This window comes from Arcicella aurantiaca (assembly GCF_003148625.1).
GTDB lineage: Bacteria > Bacteroidota > Bacteroidia > Cytophagales > Spirosomataceae > Arcicella > Arcicella aurantiaca.
In genome coordinates this window covers 15,418-38,380 of the sequence record NZ_QGGO01000029.1, presented here as the reverse complement: position 1 = coordinate 38,380, position 22,963 = coordinate 15,418, and the positions used below count along the sequence as shown (strand labels likewise).

At 36.4% G+C, this 22,963-nt stretch carries 7 protein-coding genes; 4 read left to right on the top strand and 3 right to left on the bottom strand.

The window, feature by feature from the left end; all coding sequences use genetic code 11:
- The first annotated feature begins 707 nt into the window (after positions 1–707).
- The 3 genes from LV89_RS20110 to LV89_RS20100 all read left to right on the top strand — a co-directional run bounded on the left by LV89_RS20110 (position 708) and on the right by LV89_RS20100 (position 17,860).
- Positions 708–13,838 carry an SdrD B-like domain-containing protein gene (locus LV89_RS20110; protein WP_109744720.1) on the top strand — a complete coding sequence of 4,377 codons (13,131 nt, stop codon included), beginning with the start codon at positions 708–710 and terminating at the stop codon, positions 13,836–13,838.
- Positions 13,839–14,017: 179 nt separating this feature from the next.
- Positions 14,018–15,016: a PorP/SprF family type IX secretion system membrane protein gene (locus tag LV89_RS20105; protein WP_229201562.1), complete on the top strand. Its 999-nt coding sequence runs from the start codon at positions 14,018–14,020 to the stop codon at positions 15,014–15,016.
- Between the two features lie 324 nt (positions 15,017–15,340).
- Positions 15,341–17,860, top strand: a complete 2,520-nt coding sequence (locus LV89_RS20100; protein ID WP_109744718.1) for a carboxypeptidase regulatory-like domain-containing protein — start codon at positions 15,341–15,343, stop codon at positions 17,858–17,860.
- Positions 17,861–17,924: 64 nt separating this feature from the next.
- Here the strand turns inward: LV89_RS20100 and LV89_RS20095 are convergent, their stop codons facing one another.
- Positions 17,925–18,500 (bottom strand): Crp/Fnr family transcriptional regulator, encoded by a 576-nt coding sequence (locus tag LV89_RS20095; RefSeq protein WP_109744717.1) that lies wholly within the window; start codon positions 18,498–18,500, stop codon positions 17,925–17,927.
- A 114-nt stretch (positions 18,501–18,614) separates the two neighbouring features.
- Here LV89_RS20095 and LV89_RS20090 point away from each other — a divergent pair, with 114 nt between their 5' ends.
- Positions 18,615–19,199 carry an HD domain-containing protein gene (locus LV89_RS20090; RefSeq protein WP_109744716.1) on the top strand — a complete coding sequence of 195 codons (585 nt, stop codon included), beginning with the start codon at positions 18,615–18,617 and terminating at the stop codon, positions 19,197–19,199.
- A gap of 58 nt (positions 19,200–19,257) precedes the next feature.
- On the opposite strand, the gene LV89_RS20085 is transcribed toward LV89_RS20090, so the two are convergent.
- A complete protein-coding gene (locus LV89_RS20085; RefSeq protein ID WP_109744715.1) occupies positions 19,258–21,003 on the bottom strand; it encodes a tetratricopeptide repeat protein in 1,746 nt (581 codons plus the stop codon).
- Positions 21,004–21,597: 594 nt separating this feature from the next.
- Positions 21,598–22,740 (bottom strand): amidohydrolase family protein, encoded by a 1,143-nt coding sequence (locus LV89_RS20080; RefSeq protein WP_109744714.1) that lies wholly within the window; start codon positions 22,738–22,740, stop codon positions 21,598–21,600.
- Between the last annotated feature and the right edge of the window lie 223 nt (positions 22,741–22,963).

Here is a 22,963-nt window from a genome sequence, read left to right as displayed (position 1 = left end):
CTTGTTTTTGCGTCCCTACTTAAATATAAAATGATGAAATTTTATTACACGTAATTTTTTAATAGAACAACACGTCTTTATGTTGAATTTTAAAATTGTGTTTGCAATTGTAAAAAAAACTTCTTTTCTTTGTACTTGAAAGCATACAACCGTTAGGGAAAGCCTTCGCTCGCATATAAAACTTATATTTTTTCGTATTATTCCTTCCTTTACCTTAAAAGGTATCCTGCTTTTATTGTGCTTATTATTAAGGGCAATTTAAGGCTGTAACTCCCTTTTTATTTTATTAGTTATTCAGATTCTATTTAGAAATCTGCTGGTATTTTTTTGGCATAATTTTCGCTAAACCAGACAATTCTATTTTTGACTTAACACAAGCTATACGTTTGTGGAATTTAGTCATTGGAGATATTGAGTGATTATTTTTAAGTTAATAGGTGATATGCTTTTAAGGTATTAATTATCAGTGCTTTAGAAGCGTTAGGTCGTTTATTTATTGTAGCCAATTAAGAGAATTTTTCTTTTTGGCACAATTTTGGAGGATTATTTATGGAGTCATTGTACTATGCTATGATGTCTCAATTGTTTCTTTTGTACCTAAAACATCAAAAAGGTATTATTTTAGAATACTATTTTGGATACAGAAAAACACCTTAGCCCTAAATATATAATATGTTTAGAACATTAATTTATTAACAAAGCAACAGATGGAAGGAACTTCTACGTTCACTGATGGTGCAAGCAACCAAACGAACCTTACTATTTCATTACAATCTTTACCTAAGAAAAGTGCTTTTCTTGTGGCTAAAGACTTGTTCAGGAAAGTCAAGAAGCTATTTGTTCAGGAAGAAATATCTGAACCAGTAGTTGAAACTGTATTTATAGAAGAATCAATAAATACAATTCAGCCACAGCCAAACGCAGTGGTTGAATCTGCTATTCCTGCTGTTGTGGTTAAGAAAAAATCACAATTCTCGCATACAAATTATCAATTAAACATACAGCAAATGAATCTTTTTACTTACCTGAGACGAGCGATTACGAGTAGTGAGGAGTCGCTTAGTGGGCAGTTCTTGGAGAAATTTAAGAACTTTCTATCGGTAATAGTCGGTACCGCCCCCGATAATAATGCCCCTCTTGGCTCCGTCAAGCGGGATTTTAGCATTTTATCGCATTTGGGTGGTTCACAACTACTCAGCAGTAAATTATTTAACCAGCAAGGCATGAGAACTTGGATGGGCGTAGTGTTTTTGACGCTTTTTACAGCGTTTGGGGCATTATCCCAAGCCGTTTCATTGACTACCAATCCTGATTTATCGGTTAAAAAGACGATTGATAATCAGAGTCCAGCTTTGGGTGCTGATGTTACTTATACCATTAAAGTAAACAATGCGGGTGCAGCAGCTACGGGTGTTGAACTTACAGATGTATTACCAGTTGGTGTAACATTGAAATCTGTAAATGTTTCAGGTGTTGGAACAACATCTAATTCTACGGTTGGAGGTGTAACTTCTATTAAGTGGAATATTGGTAATGTAAGTGCTTCAGCAGACTTGACGATGACAGTTGTTGCAACTGTTACTTCTCGTGGTCTTTCATTTAATGTTGCACAGATTACAAAAGAGAACGAAGTTGACTACGATTCAAGTCCAAATAATAATGACCTCAACGAAGACGACCAAGACGCTGTATGTTTGTCAGTTGCAGATTATTTTTATAAAGGAGACGAATTTAAAATTGGATTGCCAGCAGGATATACAAATATTAATTGGACTGTAAAAGTTGGAACTGGTGCAGCAACTGCTATTACTGCAAGTACACCGGGTGTTTCACTTAATGCTGCTAAAGATACTTTAACAGTTTCAAGTATTACTGCTTATACAGAATTTGCATTTACAGCAACCAATAAAAATTGTCCAGCAACAGGATGTTGTCCAGCGAAATTTATTCCTGGCCCACTTGGTTCAATAGGAGATTATGTATTTAATGATATTAATAAAGATGGTATTCAAAATTCTGGAGACACTCCAGTGTCTGGCGTAAAAGTATATTTATACAAAGCTGATGGAGTAACAAAGTTAGATTCAACAACAACTGATGTCAATGGTAAATATTTATTCGATTCTTTATATACAGATAATTACAAAGTAAAATTTGTTCTTCCTGCGGGAAATACATTTACTACTTCAAAAGTTGGTGTTGACGGAACAGACAGTGACGCAGGTACTGATGGCTTTACGGCAGTGATTCCAATTGATGTTGAAGGAACAGGGAAAGCTAAAGATAACATAGAGGTTGATGCTGGTTTGATTGGCAACTTAGGTTCAATCGGAGATTTTGTATGGCGTGACGATAACTCAAACGGCATTCAAGATGCAGGAGAACCCGGAATTGAGGGAGTTGTCGTTAACTTATATAAAGGAACAACATTCCTTACATCAACTACTACAAGTGCTACGGGTAAATATAATTTTGGTAATTTAACTTCAGGAGCATACCAAGTAGAATTTATTGCTCCTACACAAAGCAAATTTACCAAAGCAAATCAAGGCACAGACGATACTAAAGATAGTGATGTTGGGGCAGCAGGAAAAAGTCAAATTATTAATATTGACGTAACCAAAGCTACAACCGATACACTTCGTAACAATCCTCAGATTGATGCAGGTATTATTCCATTGGGTTCTATTGGAGACTATGTTTTCAATGATAATAATGGTAACGGTATTCAAGATGCAGGTGATACGCCAATCGCAGGCTTGAAAGTTACTTTAACAGATAAGAATGGTGTAGTTATTTCATCTTACACAACAGACGTTGATGGTAAATATGAATTTATTGTACCAGCAGGTCAGTATATTGTGGTATTTGACAAACCAGCAGGTTCTACTTTCTCTCCAACAGGAGCAGGTACTACGGCGACAGATTCAGATGCAGGTACTGACGGAAAATCAGGAATTGTTACCATTGATACAACAAAACCAATTGGAGACCCTGCTCGTAATAACACAACAATTGATGCTGGTTTAATCCCGAACAAAGGAACAATTGGAGATTTTGTATGGGTTGATGCAAACGGTAATAATAAACAAGATGCAGGAGAAACAGGAGTTTCAGGTGTAACAGTTGAATTATATGACGGAACAGGTACTACGAAATTACAGTCAACAGTAACAGGTACTAATGGTCAATATTTCTTTACGGACTTAGCATCAGGTGCTTATAAAGTGAAATTTATTTTACCTTCTGGTAAAACATTCGTAACGCCAAATACTGGAACTTCTACTGAAGATTCAGATGCAGGTGTAGGTGGATTCTCAGGAGTAATTAATATAGATGTTACAAAACCACTTGGAGACATTGGTCGTAACAACTTAACAATTGATGCAGGTATCAAGGCTGATTGTAATATTAATGCAGGAACATTGGCAACAACAACGCCTAATTTATGCTTACCAGCAACAGGCGGAGTAGTATTGACGGCAACAGTGGCAACATCTCCAACTGTTCCAACAGGATATTCTGTTAAATATGTTTTAACACAAGGAACGAATTTAGTAATTCAGCAAATTTCAAACGCTCCAACATTTACTGTAAATGCAACAGGAAGTTATACAATTCATACATTAGTATTTGATGGTAACTCTGCCAATGGAAGCTACCTTGATTTATCAACTGTTGTTTTAGGAACTACTAAAGCAAGTGATTTAGCAAGTACAATTTCAACGAAAAATTTATGTGCGGCATTAGATGCAACAGGTGTTAAGTTTAATGTAAATCCAATTTCAAATGCACCAATAGCAGTTAACGAAACAATTTGTGCTGGAACTCAAGTCTCTTTAGGAGGTTATCGCTCAAAAACTAATAGCAGTTCAAAATGGTATTCATCTTTGACTTCTACTACTCCAATCAAGACAGATTCAATATTGATTGTTAGTCCATCATTTACAACAAAATATTATGTAACTAATACTGATATTGGAAGTACTTGCGAGAGTGCAAGAACTACTATTACAGTAACAGTTAATGCTAAACCAAGTAATCCTGTTGCGAAGTCAGCTATTTCAAATGATTGTTCTAAAAACTTAGAAACAGTTAATTTAGCAGATGCAATTACAACAATTCCAACAGGAAGTACAATTGAATGGCATGTGTCTAATTCTGTAAATTCAGCAATTATTACCAATACAACAACAGTTGGTGCAGGTACATATTATGCTTTTGCAAAATCAACAGCAGGATGTTATAGCTCAAGTGTATCTGTGACGGTAACAATCAATACTTGTAATTGTGTGAATCCAGCAACGGTTTCAGTAGTGCCTTTAGCGGTTATTTGTGGAAATACAACTACTCCAGTACAATTAACAGCAACGATTGGTGGTGGTGCAACAAGCGGAAAATGGACTTCAACAGGTACAGGAACATTTGATAATGCCAATAGCTTAACAGCTAAATTTACTCCATCGGCAGGTGATGTAGCTAACGGTACAGTAGAATTTACCTTTACTACCAACGACCCAGACGGAACAGATACGAAATGTAATGCAGCAATCGCTAAAACAACATTGACTATCAAAGCGAAGCCACAAGCACCTTATAACTTGAAGTGTGATACGTTAGTTTGCTTAGGCGAAAGCAGCAAGTTGTTTGCCGTTAGTCCAGGAAATACAGTAAGATGGTATTCTTCTTTAACAAGTAATACGGTACTTGCAGTACTTTCAACAGAGTCAGAAATGCAAGCAGGATTTATCCCAACTGCACCAAATGCAGAAGGAGTTTATACTTACTATGCAGAAGCAACAACGCCTGATGGTTGTGTAAGTGAACGTTCTTCAATTTCATTCAGAGTTAAGAGATGTTTTACAGATTTAGCAGTAATCAAGAAAGTTGTTGATGCACCAGATGCACAATCAGCTCCTTCTTATTTGTTAGGTCAGACGGTTTCGTATTCAATTCAAGCATTAAACATTGGAACAGCTAAGGCTACCGATGTAAAAGTAGAAGATATTCTTCCTGCAGGAGCTACTTATGTAAGCTCAACACCTTCAGGAGCTTATAATAATGTTACAGGCGTATGGTCAATTGGTGATTTAACTGCTGGTTCAGACAAATCAATATTGATTCAAGTAACATTCAATAAAGTAGGTAATACAGTCAATACTGCTAAGATTTCAGGTTCTAATGAAGACCCAACAAAATTAGACAATAATACTTCGACCGTAACGACCCCAGTAATTGACATCGCAGACTTGAGCTTAACTAAAACAGTAAGCAAAACAGAAGTCAATGTTGGCGAAACAGTTGAATACACAATTACGGTATTGAACTCAGGACCAAATACAGCGACGAATGTTGAGGTTAAAGATAAATTACCTGCAGGTTTAACTTTTGTAAGTTCATCTACATTAACAGAAAGTGCAGGTATATTGACAGGCACAGTAGCAAGCATTGCGAAAGGAGCTTCAACTAACTTTACTTTCAAAGCTAAAGTTACGGCATCTGGTAAAATCAAAAATATAGCAGAAGTTAGTAAGTCTGACCAAAAAGACCCAGATTCAACACCGGGTAATGCTTCAACAAAACCTGATGAAGATGATGATGATAGCGTAGAGATTAACGCTACTTTAGTTTGTAATCTTGATAAACCTACAATTGCTTGTGGATGTACTCAAAAATCAGTTTGCTTAGGTGGTAGCGTAACATTAACAGCAACTGGTTGTGAAAACTCAACATTTGTATGGAGTAATGGAAGTTTAGGAGCAAGTATTACAGTAACTCCTAAAACAAACCAAACATATACTGTTTACTGTAAGAAAGATGATTGTAAGAGCGAATCTTCAAATGCAGTAGAAGTGAAAGTAATTGTGGTTGATAGCCCATTATTATCAGCAGCACCAAGTAAGATTTGTGCAGGAGAATCTACAACATTAACAGCTAAAGGCTGTGGAGGAGTAATTGAATGGCAAACTTCACCGAAACAAACAGGTCCACAAATTACTGTAACGCCTACTGTTTCAACAACATATAAAGCCGTTTGTAAAGAGTACGAATGTGTTAGTGCAGAGGCAACAGTTGATGTAATTGTTACACCAGCTCCAACTGCTCCAACAATTGTATGTTCAAAAGGTGAAATTTGCCCAGGTGAAACAATCACATTAACAGCTATTAACTGTAATGGACAAGTGAAATGGAGTACAGGTCAGGAAACGACAACAATTACTGTCTTCCCAACTACAACTACTAATTATACAGCTACTTGTTCTGTAAATGGTTGTACAAGTGCTTCGTCAACTCCTTATGTATTGACAGTGAAACCAATTGCAGTACCAACTATCTCAACAGCAAATACAACAATTTGTTTAGGAGGTTCGGCTACATTAACGGCAGATGGTTGTACAGGAAAAATTACTTGGTACTATGGCGACAAAACTTTAACAGGTGCAACTGTAATCGTACAACCAACCACAACGACTACTTATTATGCTACTTGTAGCTCAACAGTATGTCAGTCTGAGAAATCATCACCATTAACAGTACAAGTTGTAAATCCAACTCCGCCAATTGTGAGTTCAGGAACATCAACAATTTGTTCAGGTTCATCAGTTGAGTTAACCGCAACAGGTTGCGAAGGTGGTGTAGTAACATGGTCTGATGGCCAGAAAGGTTCAGTAATTACGGTGAAACCATTAGTATCTACTTCATACACAGCAGTTTGTTCAATCGGAACTTGTGTGAGTGAGGCATCAATTAAGAGAAATATTACAGTTACAGATTTTGCTAAACCGACTATCACAGCAGATAAGTTAACAATTTGTGCAGGACAGTCAATTATATTAACTGCTAACGGATGTAACGGAACAGTGAAATGGTCAGATGGTGTAACAGGTTCTCCAAGAACAATTACTCCAGCAGCTGACGTGAAATATACAGCAACTTGTGAGTCAACAACTTGTAAGTCTGATAAATCAAATGAATTATCGGTTAAAGTAAATACAGCAGGTCCCGCACCAGTTGTTTCATGTGCTAAAACTGAAATTTGTGCAGGAGAAAGTGTAACATTAACGGCAGCAGGTTGTGAAGGTGGAACAGTTAAATGGTCTGACAATAGTACAGGAACATCAATAACTGTTAAACCAAGTGTAACAACTACTTATACTGCAACTTGTGTAACGAATACTTGTGAAAGCGTTAAATCAAACGAAACAACAATTAAAGTTAATCCAGCAGTTGTGTTGAACTTGACTGCTTCAGCAAGTAACGATAAGATTTGTTCAGGAACAGAAGTAACCTTAACATTAGCAGGCTGTTCAGCAGGTACAGTAACATGGACAGGCGGTTTGACAGGGGCAAGTGTTAAAGTAAAACCTACTGAAACAACAACATATACAGCTACTTGTACGGGAGTTGCTTGTGCAAAAGATGCTTCAGCAAGTGTGAAAGTGACAGTATTACCAGGTGCAACAGCACCAAACATTACGCCAACAAATACACAAATTTGTGCAGGTTCAGAAGTGACATTGACAGCTAATAATTGTAACGGAACTTTATTGTGGAGTAACGGTGCAACAACGGCAACAATCACAGTGAAGCCAAGTGTAACAACTATTTATTCAGTACAATGTAAAGTAGATGGTTGTGGAGAAGCTAAAACATCTGAGCCAGTAACTGTTAAGGTAGGAACTCCAGATGCACCAACAGTAGTATCTACTCCTCCAAGTGTATGTGCAGGTGGTTCAGTAGTATTAACAGCAACAGGTTGTACGTCAGGAACAGTTGTTTGGTCGAATGGTAAAACAGGCGTATCAATTTCTGAAACAGTAAATGCAACAACTACTTATAGTGCAGTTTGTAAATTAGGAACTTGTAATAGCCCTGAATCAAATAAAGTAACAGTAACGGTAATAGTACCAAGTGTACCAACTATTTCATGTGCTACAAGTACAATTTGTGCAGGAAGCTCAGTAACATTGGTAGCATCAGGTTGTGAAGGGACTGTGAAATGGTCAGACGGTCAGACAGGAACAATTATTACTACTGCTCCAACTAAAACAGTAGATTACACAGCAACTTGTACGATTGGAACTTGTACTTCAGCTCCATCAAGTGTGGCAACAGTTAACGTTGGAAACCCTCCAGCACCACACATTACTTGTAATGCAACATCAATTTGTCAAGGTATCCAAATTACATTGACAGCATCAGGATGTGACGGAACAGTAATCTGGAATGACGGTCAAGTAGGAAATGTAATTACAGCAAAACCAAACGCAACAACGAAATATACTGCGATTTGTAAATTAGATAAGTGTGAAAGTGGTAAATCAAACGAAGTTACAGTTACAGTAGGAGCAGGTCTTAGCACTCCTAAAACTAAAAACTTGACTAACGTTTGTCCATTCTTAACTGTTGATTTAGCATCAGGTGTAACATCAGGTTTATCAGCAGGTGGAATATTTGAATATCATACAGGTGTGTTACCATCATCACCATTGGTAACAAATCCAAATCCAAATGCAGTAGGAACAGGAACATATTATGTATTTGAAAAAACTGCTTCAGGATGTTATTCTGCTCCGGGTGTAATCAATACATATATCAACACAGATTGTACTCCTAAAGATTGTGCTAAAACACCATGTACTGTAAGTGCAGGTGCAGATGCAACAATTTGTGCAGAGAAAGTATATAAACTAAGTGGAACATTCGGCGGAGCTGCCACAAGCGTAACTTGGACAACAACAGGTACAGGTACATTTGATAATCCTTTATTACCAACTGCAACATATCGTTCATCATTGGCAGATGTGTTAGCAGGAACAGTGAAATTGATTATCACTACAAATGACCCAGACGGAAGCGGTTCATGTAAATCAACAGCAGATACAATGGTGTTGACAATGCAAGGGGTGAAATTCAAACCATTGGTATCAGTTAAAGGTAACTTAACTACTTGTGGAACAGATACAGTAACATTGACAGCAACAGCAGGAAACTACGGATATAAGTGGTTTAAAGTAGGCTCAACAACTGAAATTGCTTCAACAAGAAGTATCACAGTAAGTTCGTCTGGTTCATACTACTTCAAATTAGTAGATGCTAATAAGTGTTGTTCAATTGAATCTGATACTGCAACGGTTAATTACTTAACAGCACCTTCTGCACCAGTAGCAAATAGTGTGAAAATTGATAGAGGAACAACAGTTGACCTAAGCAAATTAGTGGTGAGTAATACACCAACAGGAGCAACCTTAGTATTTAAAACAGGTGCAAGTGCAGGTTCGACAAATATTGCAAATCCAAGTGCAGTAGGAGCAGGAATTTACTATGCTTGTTACAAGTCAGCACAAGGTTGTTTCTCAACAGCAACGAAAATTACAGTTGAAAATAAAACAGATGTTTCATCTCCAACTGACTCAGATATTGAAATCGTAGTAACTACTGAAAACAATATCGCTCTTGATAGTACAGTGAAAGTAACAATCAAGGTTACTAACAAAGGACCAGCAACAGCGAAAGGAGTATCAGTATCAGCACCGATTCCAGCAGGATTAACGTTTGTTTCTCAAACAGGTGGTTTAGTAAGAAATGGTAACTTATTAAGTGGTTCAATTGATAGCTTGATAAGCGGAGGAGTGAAAACTTATACATGGATTGGTAAGATTTCTGGAACAACAACTTCAGTAACAGTTGGAGCAACAGGAGGTTCAAACAACCCAGACCCGAATCCGAACAATAATAATGGTAGTAACCCAGGTGGTTCATCTACGGTTACTGTTCCATCACCAACTTCGGCTGACCTTGTAGTTACAATTACAACTGATAAAGTAAATTATGCAGTTGGTGATACCGTAACAACAACGATTACGGTAAGAAATCTTGGACCTGCAACCGCTAAAAACGTAACAGTTTCAAGTACAATACCTGATAAATTAACTTACGTATCACAAACAGGTGGTTTAACGAAAGCAGGAAGTGTATTGACAGGTAAATTAGATAGCTTGGTTAAAAATGATGTTAAAGTTTATATATACAAATCAGTTCTTAACGGAGCAGGTCCAGTAGTAATAGGTGGAACAGGTACTTCGAATAACCCAGACCCTAATCCGAACAACAATAACGGAACAGGAACAGGTGGTTCAGTAACGATTAACCCAACTTTACCATCAGGTGCTGATGTGATTGTAACAGTAACGACAGATAAGTCTAACTACTCAATTGGTGATATTGTAACAACAACTATTACAGTTAAAAACCTTGGGCCACAAACAGCAAAAGGAATTAACGTAAGCTCAACACTTCCTTCAATCTTAGAATACATCGGTCAGACTGGTGGATTAGCGAAAGCAGGAAGCGTATTATCAGCATCAATTGACAGTTTAGTGAAAGACGGTGTGAAAGTTTATACTTACACGGCTAAAGTAACAGGAAATGGTACTGCAACGATTACAGCATCAAGTACAAGTACAACAACTGACCCTAACCCTACTAATAACAGTGGTTCTGGTGCAGGAGGTGCAACAATCGTAGTAGGTTCAACACCACAAACAGGTGCAGATGTAGTCATTACTATTACAACTGATAAGGCATCATACGCTAAAGGTGAGACGATTACAACAACCATTACAGTTACGAATCTTGGACCACAAACTGCGAAAGGTATTAATATCGCTTCGGTAATTCCAGGAACATTTACTTATGTATCTCAGACTGGTGGCTTAGTGAAAAATGGTAGCTTGTTAACGGCAACGCTTGATAGCTTAATTAAAGGTGATGTGAAAGTTTATACTTACACTGCTACTTTAAATACAGATGTTGAAACAACCATCGCAGCAGGAGGTACAAGTATCACTGCTGACCCTAACCCAGGTAACAACAACGGTTCGGGAGCTGGTAAAACGATTATTAACGTAGGTAAAACGAATAGTACAGTAGCTGATGTAGCAGTTGTGATGACTTCTGATAAAACAACAGCGAAAGTAGGTGAGAATGTTAACTTCTTGTTGACACTTACTAATAACGGACCAGCAACGGCTAAACAGGTTGTATTAACGAATTCAATTCCAACGGGAATGACATTCGTATCAAGTTCAACTGGTCAGACGCTTACTTCGGGTGCAGTTATAGTAAGTCTTGATTCATTAGAAAAAGGACAAACAAAAACGTATGCTTATGTTGCTAAGATGAATGTGAAATCTAATGTGACGAATACGGTATCAGTTAGTTCATTGTTAGACAACGTAGGGCCTAATAACTTCTCGTTCGTAACAATTAATGGAGATACAACAACAGTAGTAACACCTCCAGCAGGAACAGGCAAACTTGACTTAGCATTAGCATTTACCGCAGATAAGCAATTAACTGCCTTGAATGACGAAGTAACGTTCACATTAACTGTGAAAAACAACGGGCCAGCAATAGCAACGAATGTAGTGGTTGACAATTTGTTACCTAAACATTTAAGCTTCGTTTCAGGTGACCCTGCTAAGAATGGAGATACATTAAGAGTAGCCATTATCTCTATGCCAGTTGGTTCATCGCAAGTATTTACTTACAAAGCGAAAGTGTCTAAAGATACCATTATCTATAACACTGCTAAGATTACGAAAATAACACCGACAGACTCAGTCTTGACGAACAATGTTGCCACAGTAGTTTTAGTACCTGCAAGCGATACAACTTATGCTGACTTAGGTGTCTTAATTACGGCTAACAAAGCAACTTATAAGAAAGGTGAAAATGTAACATACACAGTAACATTGACAAACAATGGAGCTGGTAAAGCGAAAGATGTGAAATTGTGTAATCCATTACCAAGTGGCTTAACATTTGTGTCAGGAACTGGCGTAGTGAAAGCAGGTGATAGTTTAACAATTGCAGTAGATACCATTAGTAAAGGACGTACACGTACATTTACTTATACAGCTACTCCATCTAAAGCAGGTACATTTACAAATACAGTGAAAATCTGTAATACAAGCAAGGTTGACTTAATTACGACGAATAACTCAAGTACATCAACTATCACAGTTAGTGATACTTCAGTAGCGGTTGATTGTAAACTTGGCTTAGCAATGGCAGTAATTGATACAGCTAAAGTTTCAGAAGGAGTTTATAACGTAACTTATCGTTTGATTGCTAAAAACTTCTGTAATGATACATTGAGAAATGTAACTTTAACGAGCAACTTAGCCAATACATTCAAAACACCAGTAACGTGTGAGATTGTAGGAAAACCAAACACAGGTGTAAGTACAAACTTGATTGTAAATGATGCGTTCAGTAAAACAGATTCAAGTTTAGTGAAAGTAGGTAGCTTCATGTTACCAGGTGCTTCTGATACAGTGAAATATGTAGTGAGAGTTACCTTGAATGGAAATAAAGGACCATTCTATAGCCAAGCTACCGTAACAGGTAAGAAACCAGACAACACTGTTCTTACTGCAAAATCAAGCGATGGCTCTAATGTAAACGGAACGCCAAGCAGAACGGTATTACGCTTCGACTTACCAAATACTCGTATCGGTGTGGCGAAAGAAGTAGTTGTAACAGCATTGAAAAATGACTCGACAACATTCTGGACGGTACCATACAGAATTCGTATTGTGAACATGGGAGCAAATAATATCACTAAATTGAGCGTGAAAGATAGTCTTGATGCAGTATTCACAGCTAAGGGAGCAGTACTCGTTGGAACACCAATTCTTATTGCAACACCTGGCTTGAAAGCGAATCCAAACTATACAGGTAAAGGTACTAATACAGACTTGTTACTTCCTGAAGAATCAACATTGTTGAAAGGAGATACAGCAATCATTGACTTAACAGTAAGAGTAAATACTGCGGCGTCAACAGACCCTGAAAATATCTTTAACAACGTAGCAGTTGGTACTGCAACAGGTACAGATAACGCTACTTATAAAGACATTTCAACAAATGGTAATAATCCAGATACAAATGGAGATAAAGACCCGTCGAATGACAACGTAGCAACACCAGTACAGTTGAAAAATGTAAATAATAGCGAAGTATCAATTGGTTTAGCATTAGCAGCAGTAACTGATACGATTCCATTAGCAGATAGCACTTACAATGTAACATTAGTAATGACCGCTAAAAACTACGGAAAAGTTAACTTAGCTAAGGTTCAATTATGTACTAATATCGAAAACTCAATTGGTAAGCAAGTAGAGTCTTGGAAATTAGTTGGAACACCAAGAGTTGTGAGAGGAAATGCAATTATCAGCTCAAGCTTCAACGGTAAAGCTGATTCAACATTGACTAAAACAGATAGTACATTCTTAGCAGTAGGAGATAGTATTGTGGTAGCTTATATGGTTAACATTAAACGACCAGTAAATGACACAATCTTCACACAAGGAATTGCTAAAGCAGTAAGTGCAGTTGATGGAACTAAGTCAACATCTGATATTTCAGTAAATGGTATCAATCCTGACCTTAACGGAGACGGTAAACCAGATGAAGCAGCTCCAACACCAATTATTTTCAAAGGTGAAGTAATATTGTCAGAATTGTTTATTCCAGAAGGATTCTCGCCAAACGGTGACGGTGTCAACGATAAGTTTGTTATCCAAGGTGTTAATAAGGATACAGAAAAAGTAGAGTTAATTATCTTCAACCGTTGGGGTGGTGTAGTGTACGCAAGTCAAGATTACAAAAATGACTGGGCAGGTGCATCTAACCAAGGTGTGAAAGTTGTAGGAGATGGTCAAGGCTTACCAGATGGAACTTACTTCTACTCTGTAACTCGTTCAAATAGAGCTACTGGAGAGAAAATAGATGTAACTCCGAAAGTAAGATACATGACAATTTCAAGATAGTAATTAAGAGTAAAACCCCTGACAAGTCTAAACGCTTGTCAGGGGTAAATAAAAGGGAAAGTCCATCAAGGAAAGGCGTAGTTTTATATTTCACAACTCAAAAAGAAATAGAGTTACCATTACTGGTGAACTGCCCCTATCCTTACAACAACATTAAAATCATTTAAACATTTTATCACATGAAACTCCAAGGTTTGCTTTCAAGAGTTCGATACATGACAGCACTGGCTTTTGCTACGTTGGCAGGTGTTCAAACCGTTCATGCACAGCAAGAGGTTCAATACTCGCAGTATATGTTCAATATGTTGGCAGTAAACCCTGCGTATGCGGGTAGCAGAGATGTATTGAGTATGACGGGTCTATATCGCCAACAATGGGTAAACATTGATGGTGCTCCAACAACTCAGTCTTTCACTATTGATATGCCAATCAAGAAAGAGAAAGTAGGGATTGGTTTACAAGCTTACAATGACCAAATTGGAGTTTTCAAAAATACAGGAGCGTATCTTTCGTATGCTTATCGTGTTAAAGTTTCTCAAAGAACAACCCTTTCAATGGGTGTACAAGGTGGAGTAACAAACCTTACAGGAAATTTAACAGGTGTTCAACGTACATTAAGTGGTACAGATACTGACGCTGCCTTTACTGGTGATATCAGTAAATGGCTACCAAATGTAGGTGTAGGTTTGTATTTGAGTAATGACCGTGGATACATCGGTTTATCTTGCCCAAGCCTTATTCAGAACCGTTTGAAAGATGGAGAAGCTACCAAATCAAGTGATGCAGTAGCTCGTCAAGAACGCCATTTCTTCTTAATGATGGGTTTTGTACTTCCTTTGGGACGTTCATTAGCCTTAAAACCATCAATCTTAGCAAAAGCAACTCGTGATGCTGCCGCTTTCGACTTTAACCTAAATCTTTGGATTAAAGACCGTATTGCACTTGGTGGTTCATGGAGAACCAATAACAAAGATTTTAATTCGCCATTTAACAATCTTAACGGAGATGCAGCAATTGGTATGCTTGAAATTCAAGCAACTGACCAATTCCGTTTAGGTTATGCCTATGACTTTATGCTCAATGGTTTGAGAGGAAAACAAGGTGGTTCGCATGAAGTAATGCTTCGTTATGAATTCGGATACCGCAAAGCTAAGATTCTTACACCAAGATACTTTTAATCAGTTAACAGTAAACAGTTAGCAATTAACAGAAAGCACTTTATCAGGAAATAGATTAAATTGTTAGTAGTAACATAGAAGAGGTATCAGTAAGCGGACAAACATTATTAACACTAATTTGTGAGTAAGAATAAGGTTAAAGTTTTGGAACTTATCATTTAAGATTCAAATTGATGATAACTGATAACTGATAACTGATAACTGATAACTGATAACTGATAACTGATAACTGATAACTGATAAGCGGAACGCCGCCCGCTGTAACTGATAATATACAATAACCCCCACCCGCCTTTAATAACGTAGTAAAACTTTCTTAAAACGATGATTAATTTGAAGAAAACTGGACTAATGCTTATGCTGGCATTGTTGGTAGTTGCCCAAACTTTCGCTCAGTCTCTTAAAGATGCAGAGTATGAGTTTAGTAAAATGAGCTACCTCAACGCCGCCGAAATGTTCGAGCAGGTTTTGAAAGGAAAACTTTCAGATTCAGAAAAGCAGTCGGCTCGTTTGAAATTGGCGTATGCCTATCGTCAAATTCGTGATACACAAAACGCTGAACGTGTTTACAGAGAATTAATCAGTGGAGGTTCAGAACTTTCAGGTGATGCCTCGAAAGCATATTTGTATTATGCCCAAGCTTTAGCTTCAAATGGTAAATACAAAGATGCCCAAGATGCTTATGAAAAATACTCAAAAGTAGAAGCTGCTGACAAGCGTAGTGGTGGATTTCAGAAACTCTATAAAAATGTAGAGTCTTTGAATAAAAATGCTACTTGCTATAAAGTAGATTATCTTTCTATCAACTCTGATAAGGCTGATTTTAGCCCAATGTATTATAAAAACGGCTTAGTTTTCAACTCTGGACGTACAGAAGGTACAGGATTGAAACGTGTTTTTTGTTGGGATAACTCTCGTTTTTTAGATATGTATTATCTAAGCGATATTAGCCAATTAACATCTTCTGCTGCGGGTTTAGGTGGTGCAGATGCTAATAAAATTAAATCAAGAAGTACAGAAAGAACCGTTGGCTCTGACGAATATACAGCTCCGACAGCCAATGATACCAGAACCGTAGGAACTTTTGGTGGAACAAATATCTATCAAGGATACGGCTACTCTGAAACTCCAGCAACAAAAACATCAGTTTTTAGTAAATCTCTTAATACCAAATATCACGAAGGTCCAATGACTTTTACAAGTGATGGGAAAAAAGTGATTTTTACGAGAAACAACTTTAATAATGGTAAATTCAAAACGTCTTCTGATAAAATCAATAAGTTGAAAATTTACACAGGAGATGATAAAGGTGTTGGACAATGGGGAAATATCAAAGAAGTTCCATTCAATAGCGATGAATATTCTACTGGACACCCTTCATTGACGAAAGATGATAAATTAATGTATTTCGTTTCTGATATGCCAGGAGGTTTTGGTGGTACAGACGTTTATGTGGTACAGTATAACGGTGGAAGTTTTGGAACACCTGTAAACTTAGGCCCAGAAATTAATACAGCAGGAAACGAAATGTTCCCATACGTTGACGAAAGAGGAAACCTTTATTTTTCTTCTGACGGACATCCCGGACTTGGAGATTTAGATATTTTTTATGCACAATTAACAGATGGTTCAAAGTTAAAAGGTAAAATTAAAAACTTAGGAACACCTGTAAATTCAAGCAAAGACGATTTTGGTTTTATTGCTGATGGTGAACGTAAAGCAGGATATTTATCTTCAAACCGTAAACGTGGTGGAACTGATGATGATATTTACAGATTCACTCGTGAGTGCGATGAAAAACCTGATTGCCAAGAAATTCAAGTAATTGTTTATGATGTAGAATCTAAAATGCCTTTGGATAATGCAGACGTAGCAATTATAGTTGATGGAAATACAGAAATGAAAAAAACCGACTCTAACGGTACATTTAAAGTATGTTTAGAAGAAGGTAAAGACTACGAGTTTAAAGCAAGTCGTGAAGGATATGTTTCAAATACGGTAAATTTCTCTACCAAAACAGAAACCGACCAAACCACACTTGACATTCCGTTATCAAGAGTTAAAGAAGTGGTGGCTGACAGTACCGCTAATGCAGGAACAACCACAACAGATGGTTCTTCAACGGTGGCAACAACTACCGATGGTGGTACAGTTGTCGATGGAGCTACTCAGGGGTATCAAGGAACAACAGGAAATGCTATTCCATGTCCAGCTACCAAAACTATTCGTGGTCGTGTAACTGCCAACAAAGACAAACGTCCTTTAAGTGGTGTAAATGTTACCTTGAAAAACGAATGTGATGGTTCAGTTCAAAGTTTTGTAACAGGTGAAGACGGACGCTATCAGTTTGATATTTGCGAAGGTTGTGACTACTCAATTGAAGCCGCAAAAGAAAACTTTGGTTCTCGTGGAAACAAAATCAAGAAATTGGGCAAAGGTGGACCGAAAAACATCAATGCTAACTTGAGTATGTTTGAAGAAGGAGACGTTGTAACGATTGAAAATATTTACTACGATTATGGTAAATGTAACATTCGCCCAGATGCTTCTCGTGAGTTAGACAAATTAGCAATCATGCTGAAACGTTATAAAGGTATGAGAGTTGAAATTCGTTCACATACTGATAGCCGTGCAACAACTGAGTTTAACCAAAAAGTATCAGAAGGACGCTCGCAAGCTGTTAAGAAATACTTAGTTAAACGTGGTATTTCAGCAAGTCGCTTAGAAGCTTCAGGATACGGAGAATCTCAATTATTGAACGAATGTGCCGATGGCGTAGAATGTACAGAAGAACAACATTCAGCAAACCGTCGTACAGAATTCAAAGTAATTCAATTGAAATAGACATTGTACAGAATAATACAAGCAAAACGCCTCATATCGAAAGATTGAGGTGTTTTTGTTTATATTAAAATAGATACCTCTCTTTCAAATCATTAAGCGTTCTGTTCAAACTTCTTAATGTAATTCCTAAATAATTAGCAATATCTTGTTTGGGAATGACATTAATAAAATCAGGGAAATCTCTTTTTAAACGTAATAAATTGGACTCCACAGGGTGTGATTGATGATAGGAATGTCTAATGGCTTTATATTGGATTTTAGAACATAAAGCCCTTAGAATTAAATGATTAAATGTTTTGTCGCTATCAAGTAGTTGCATGAAAATATCTTTCTGGATTTTGAAAACCACTACACTGGTGATAGCTTCAATATTTGCTACCGTTAAATGACTATTGATAACTTCAATTTCCCCAACAATTTCACCCTTCCCGAAGAATTCTTCGATAAATTCCTTTCCATTATCTTCTATTAAAAAGCATTTAGCGATGCCTTCTTTAAAAATATAAACATAATTTACCCGCTTATCGTGTGAGATAATGGTTTCTTGAGGAATATAATGCTGTTCAATTACTACATCGTGAGGTTCAATCTGATGAAGTTTGATGATATAATTTAATAATTCTTGGTTTTGTCGTATCATTTTGGGGCTGTTTGGACAATTGTCCTTTTTGCGAAATGAAATTAGCTGTTCTTTTGTAAAATAATACCAATGAAAAAGGCATTCATTGAAATTTAAAGATAAAAACAAACAACAATGCACTCGGATAATCTATCAAAACAGATAAATTTCATCAAAGAGATTGATAAAATTAAGTACATTCAACGAAGAACGAAGCTATTTAATAGCAATCGTCATGAAAATGACGCCGAACATAGTTGGCATTTAGCAATGATGGCAATTGTATTGGCAGAACATTCAAATACACCGATTGATATACTGAAAGTAATTAAAATGGTGTTGATTCATGATATTGTTGAGATAGACACAGGCGATGTTTTTTTACACGATACCACGTTGAACCATACCAATACAGAGGCTGAAACGATTGCCGCAAAACGTATATTTGGGTTGTTGCCACAGGAACAAGCAGAGGAGTTAATTAGTATTTGGGAAGAATTTGAAGCAGGACAAACTAATGAAGCCAAATTTGCAAAATCAATGGATAGATTTGAGCCTTTATTGCAAAATGCGTCGAATCAAGGAGGGACTTGGGCTGAATATAACGTTAGCTATGACAAAGTATTTGATACTGCCAAGGGTATTAAAAAAGGCTCTGAAACGATTTGGAATTATACAGAAAACTTGTTGAATGAATCAGTTGAACAAGGAATTTTATAATACAGCCTTTAGCCTGTTTTTTGTTGGAACAGGCTAAAGGCTATGATTGAGAATTCTGTTAAGCTTCATGAATAGTAGTAATAAACTTACTGAGGCTATCTTCTGCTGATAAATTGAGTTTCTTTTTGATTCGCATACGTGCTTTTTTGACAGCGTCAGGGGTAATATTGAGTAAATTCCCGACCTGTTTGGGACTAAGATTGATTTTGATGTAAGCACATTGCCGTAATTCCAATTGTGTAAGATTGGGAGAAAGCTGACTTAAAATGGTGAAAAATTGAGGGTGAACTTGTTCAAAATGAATTTTAAACGTATCCCATTCGTATTGATTTTCAGTATTTTGAGAGACAATTTTTAAAATTGCTTTACTATCACTTTCTGAGATATTGGGCATCTCTTGAAGTTTTTCTTCTAATTTATGCTTAATATTTAACCAAAGAACATTCTTTTGGTCAGCAACCATCGCCATAGAAGTCAATTCTCGGATATTATTATCAATCTCAAATTGCATTTTTTCACGCTTTTGCTCTTCATTTTTTGCAGTTTCATCTAATAATTTAAGGTTTAATAAATTGTTCTTTTGTTTTATGTAGAGCATTCTAACCACCAAACCCAATACACAAAATAAGGTTGCTGATAAAATTAGATATTGGCGTCTGCTACCTTCCACTCCATCCAACTGAAGTTGTTTTTTTTCTAAATCAAATCTGTGTTGTAAACTCTGGACATTTTTCACTTTTTCTTTTGAAAAAAGTTTCTCTTTAAGATTATGATAATTCTTTAGAGCTTCAACACTCTTTTTGTAATCGCCTATTTTATAATAGATTTTAGATAAAGTATTTTCAAGTTCTGATAAATTTTCAGAATTCCCTGTTTTTGATACTTCTTTATAAGCTTTGAGTGTATATACTAATGCTTTTGAATATTCATGACGAGCCAAATAAATAAGCCCAAGAGAGGTATTTATACTGCCTACAAAATCAAAAGCAGGTGTTTTTTCAACTTCTTTTTGAATACTTAAACATAGTTTTTCTGCTTCATCCAACCGATTTAAATGAATAAGAATATTTGCCTTTTCTTGAAAATTCAAGATAGAGCAAGTTTCTTTATTTTTGATGCCAAGCGGAATTGCTTTTTCCAAATATTCAAGTGCTTCATTTAGTTTTTTTTCACGCCTTTTTGTTTCAGCCATCGTTGAGTATAGGAGCCATAAACCATGAATATTGTTCGTTCTTTTTGAAATTCTTACCCCTTCATTAAATACCAAGTATGCTTCACTGTAATTTTCAAAATAAGAATAGTATTCCATTAATTGAAAATAAATAATGGGTAGGTATTTGTCAGGATGGGTTCTATGAGCAAATGTTCGTGCTTCATTGAGCATATCAAATGCCTCTATGGTTTCGCCTACAAACAAATAAGCATCTATCAAATGTGTGTAAATGGCATAGGTTTCATCATAAAATTCTGTTTCAAGAGCCAAACTCAAAGCTTTTTTATAAAGTTGTGCCGCCTTTTCTTTTTCATGTAAATGTTCCATATAATACCAACCTAAATAATGAATGCCCTTTATCTCTCCGAGGTCATATTGATTTAGCTGAGCTTGTTTTATCGAATGGATTAATAGGTTCAACGCTTTTACAGTATCAGGAGGTGCCAAGTATCGGGCGTATTCAATTGCAGCGTTAATTTTGTTGTTTCCTTCAGCTTTTTGATAGACTTGAAATAAACTATCTTTTGTGCTTAGAGCCAACCCTGAAGACGAAAAAAACAGGATAAAAGGAATGATTCTTAGGTATTTCATAAATTTAAGTATGGGATTGCAAGAAATTATTGACATTATTCATGTCAGAAGTAAGTTCGATAAATACTAAAAAATTTCCAAAAAAATACGAAATAATTTGATGGAATAGGTCTTTAAGTGTTAAGTGTTTGTAAATGAGTGGATTATAGTTGTTTTTAGAGAATGAAATGAGGCAATATATTACCTGTCCTCTTTTTGTCCCCTGTATTTCCCCTAATTGTACCCTACTAAATATTGATTTTCACCATTTGAATAATATAAATTTGATTTAACAATCGTAGGTGGTTTGGGGGAGCAGTTATCTTTGACTTAACCATTTTTCGATTGAGTATGTAGAGTAGCGGTTCTACTTACTAAATTCAACGAAGCGATAGTGTGGCGGCACTATCGCTTATTTTTAGTCTTAAAACTACGAAGTTTCCATAAAGCTATAAACGGGTTCAACATAAAAAAGTCTCGTTAAAGAATACAGAATTTCTTTAACGAGACTTTTTATGTGTTTTTGGCAATAGACTTCCTACGAAAGTATTTTATGATTGAACAAAGATGTTTTTTACGACTTAAAATATTTTCGTAGGAAGTCTAATGAAAAAATTACTCAGGAAATTTACTTTTATCTAAGCCTGGAATAATTTTTAACGCATTTTTGTAATATATCTTTTTTAGAATTTCATCGGATAATCCAATTCCGTACATTCTCCAGAAGGCATGATATTTTTTATGATAAGGGAAATATTCGTCTTCCGTTTCTAAAACTCTAAAGTAGGTCTCGTATTCATCTGGAATGTAAGAGTCTTTCCCAAATAATACCCTATCCTGACGTTTTTCGAAGAACTTTTTAGCAGCTCTTGGCTGACGTCCCAACTCGGCAATAACCGCCCCAATTTCAGCATACATATTTGGATATACGTCCATTAAACTATCCAATTTTGCCAAGTTGTTCGGATACCAACCCATGTGAGCATTAATAAAAATCGTTTTAGGGTGTTTTCTGAAAACGTTATGTTGTTGTTCTATCAATTGTTCCCAAGAATAATCCCCTTTGTTGGTTTCTCTTTTACGTTCTTTATGAGTTTTCAATTCAAGCCAACGTTCATTGTACGAGTCCACAGGTTGCCAAAAAGGAGCAGGGTCAGCCGTGTGAATAATTACGGGAATGCCCAATTCGCCACATTTTGCCCAAATTGGGTCAATTCTTGGGTCATCCACAGGTACAATTTTATCTTTATCCTTTACACTAAAGCCAAGACTTTTATAGATTTTTAATCCTTTTGCTCCATGATTTTTTACGTCATCGTTCAATTTAGCCACCGCTTTTTCTGTCCAACCCGCTTCATCCATTTTCGAGAAGTCAACATTGGTAAAAATAGTAAAGCGATTTGGATAATTCTTTTTGGTAAATTCTATTTGATTGTATAACGTTGCGTTACTTCTTGCTTCGTCAGCACCCCAACCACGTCCGCTCAGGTTAACCATCATTCCCATATTGAGTTGGTCCATTTCTTTCACAAGTTTGGCTACTTTTTCTGGACTTTCCATTTCCCATTGGTGGTTGTGGACATCAATAAAAGGAAATTTTGCTTTTTTTACAGAATGTTGAGGTACAACCAATGTTGATTTAGGTTCGTATTCTTCAAAAGTTATGGTACCATTATTATCACCAATTTTAACATTTTGAGCCAACGTTGGTACAATTGTTCCCAAGGCGATGAGAGAGGTAAAAAGTGTTTTTTTCATTCGTGTTATTTTTTGGCTAAAGAAAGAGTTTATGTTGAAGATATTTTAAAAATTAGACTTCCTGCGAAAGTGTTTTATGATTGAAAAATGGTATATTTTCGAGTGAAAATAGCGGGAATTTTGAAAGCATAGCAGAGAAATGGGGGATGCCCAATCTTGAAAAATTTTCGCTATTTGTAGCCGAAAAGATGTTGTTTTACGACTTAAAACACTTTCGCAGGAA

Bases quoted from the DNA above. Each gene is read 5' to 3' on its own strand.
- LV89_RS20090 (WP_109744716.1), top strand. From the start codon at position 18,615: ATGCACTCGGATAATCTATCAAAACAGATAAATTTCATCAAAGAGATT.
- LV89_RS20100 (WP_109744718.1), top strand. From the start codon at position 15,341: ATGATTAATTTGAAGAAAACTGGACTAATGCTTATGCTGGCATTGTTG.
- LV89_RS20085 (WP_109744715.1), bottom strand. From the start codon at position 21,003: ATGAAATACCTAAGAATCATTCCTTTTATCCTGTTTTTTTCGTCTTCA.
- LV89_RS20080 (WP_109744714.1), bottom strand. From the start codon at position 22,740: ATGAAAAAAACACTTTTTACCTCTCTCATCGCCTTGGGAACAATTGTA.
- LV89_RS20095 (WP_109744717.1), bottom strand. From the start codon at position 18,500: ATGATACGACAAAACCAAGAATTATTAAATTATATCATCAAACTTCAT.
- LV89_RS20110 (WP_109744720.1), top strand. From the start codon at position 708: ATGGAAGGAACTTCTACGTTCACTGATGGTGCAAGCAACCAAACGAAC.
- LV89_RS20105 (WP_229201562.1), top strand. From the start codon at position 14,018: ATGAAACTCCAAGGTTTGCTTTCAAGAGTTCGATACATGACAGCACTG.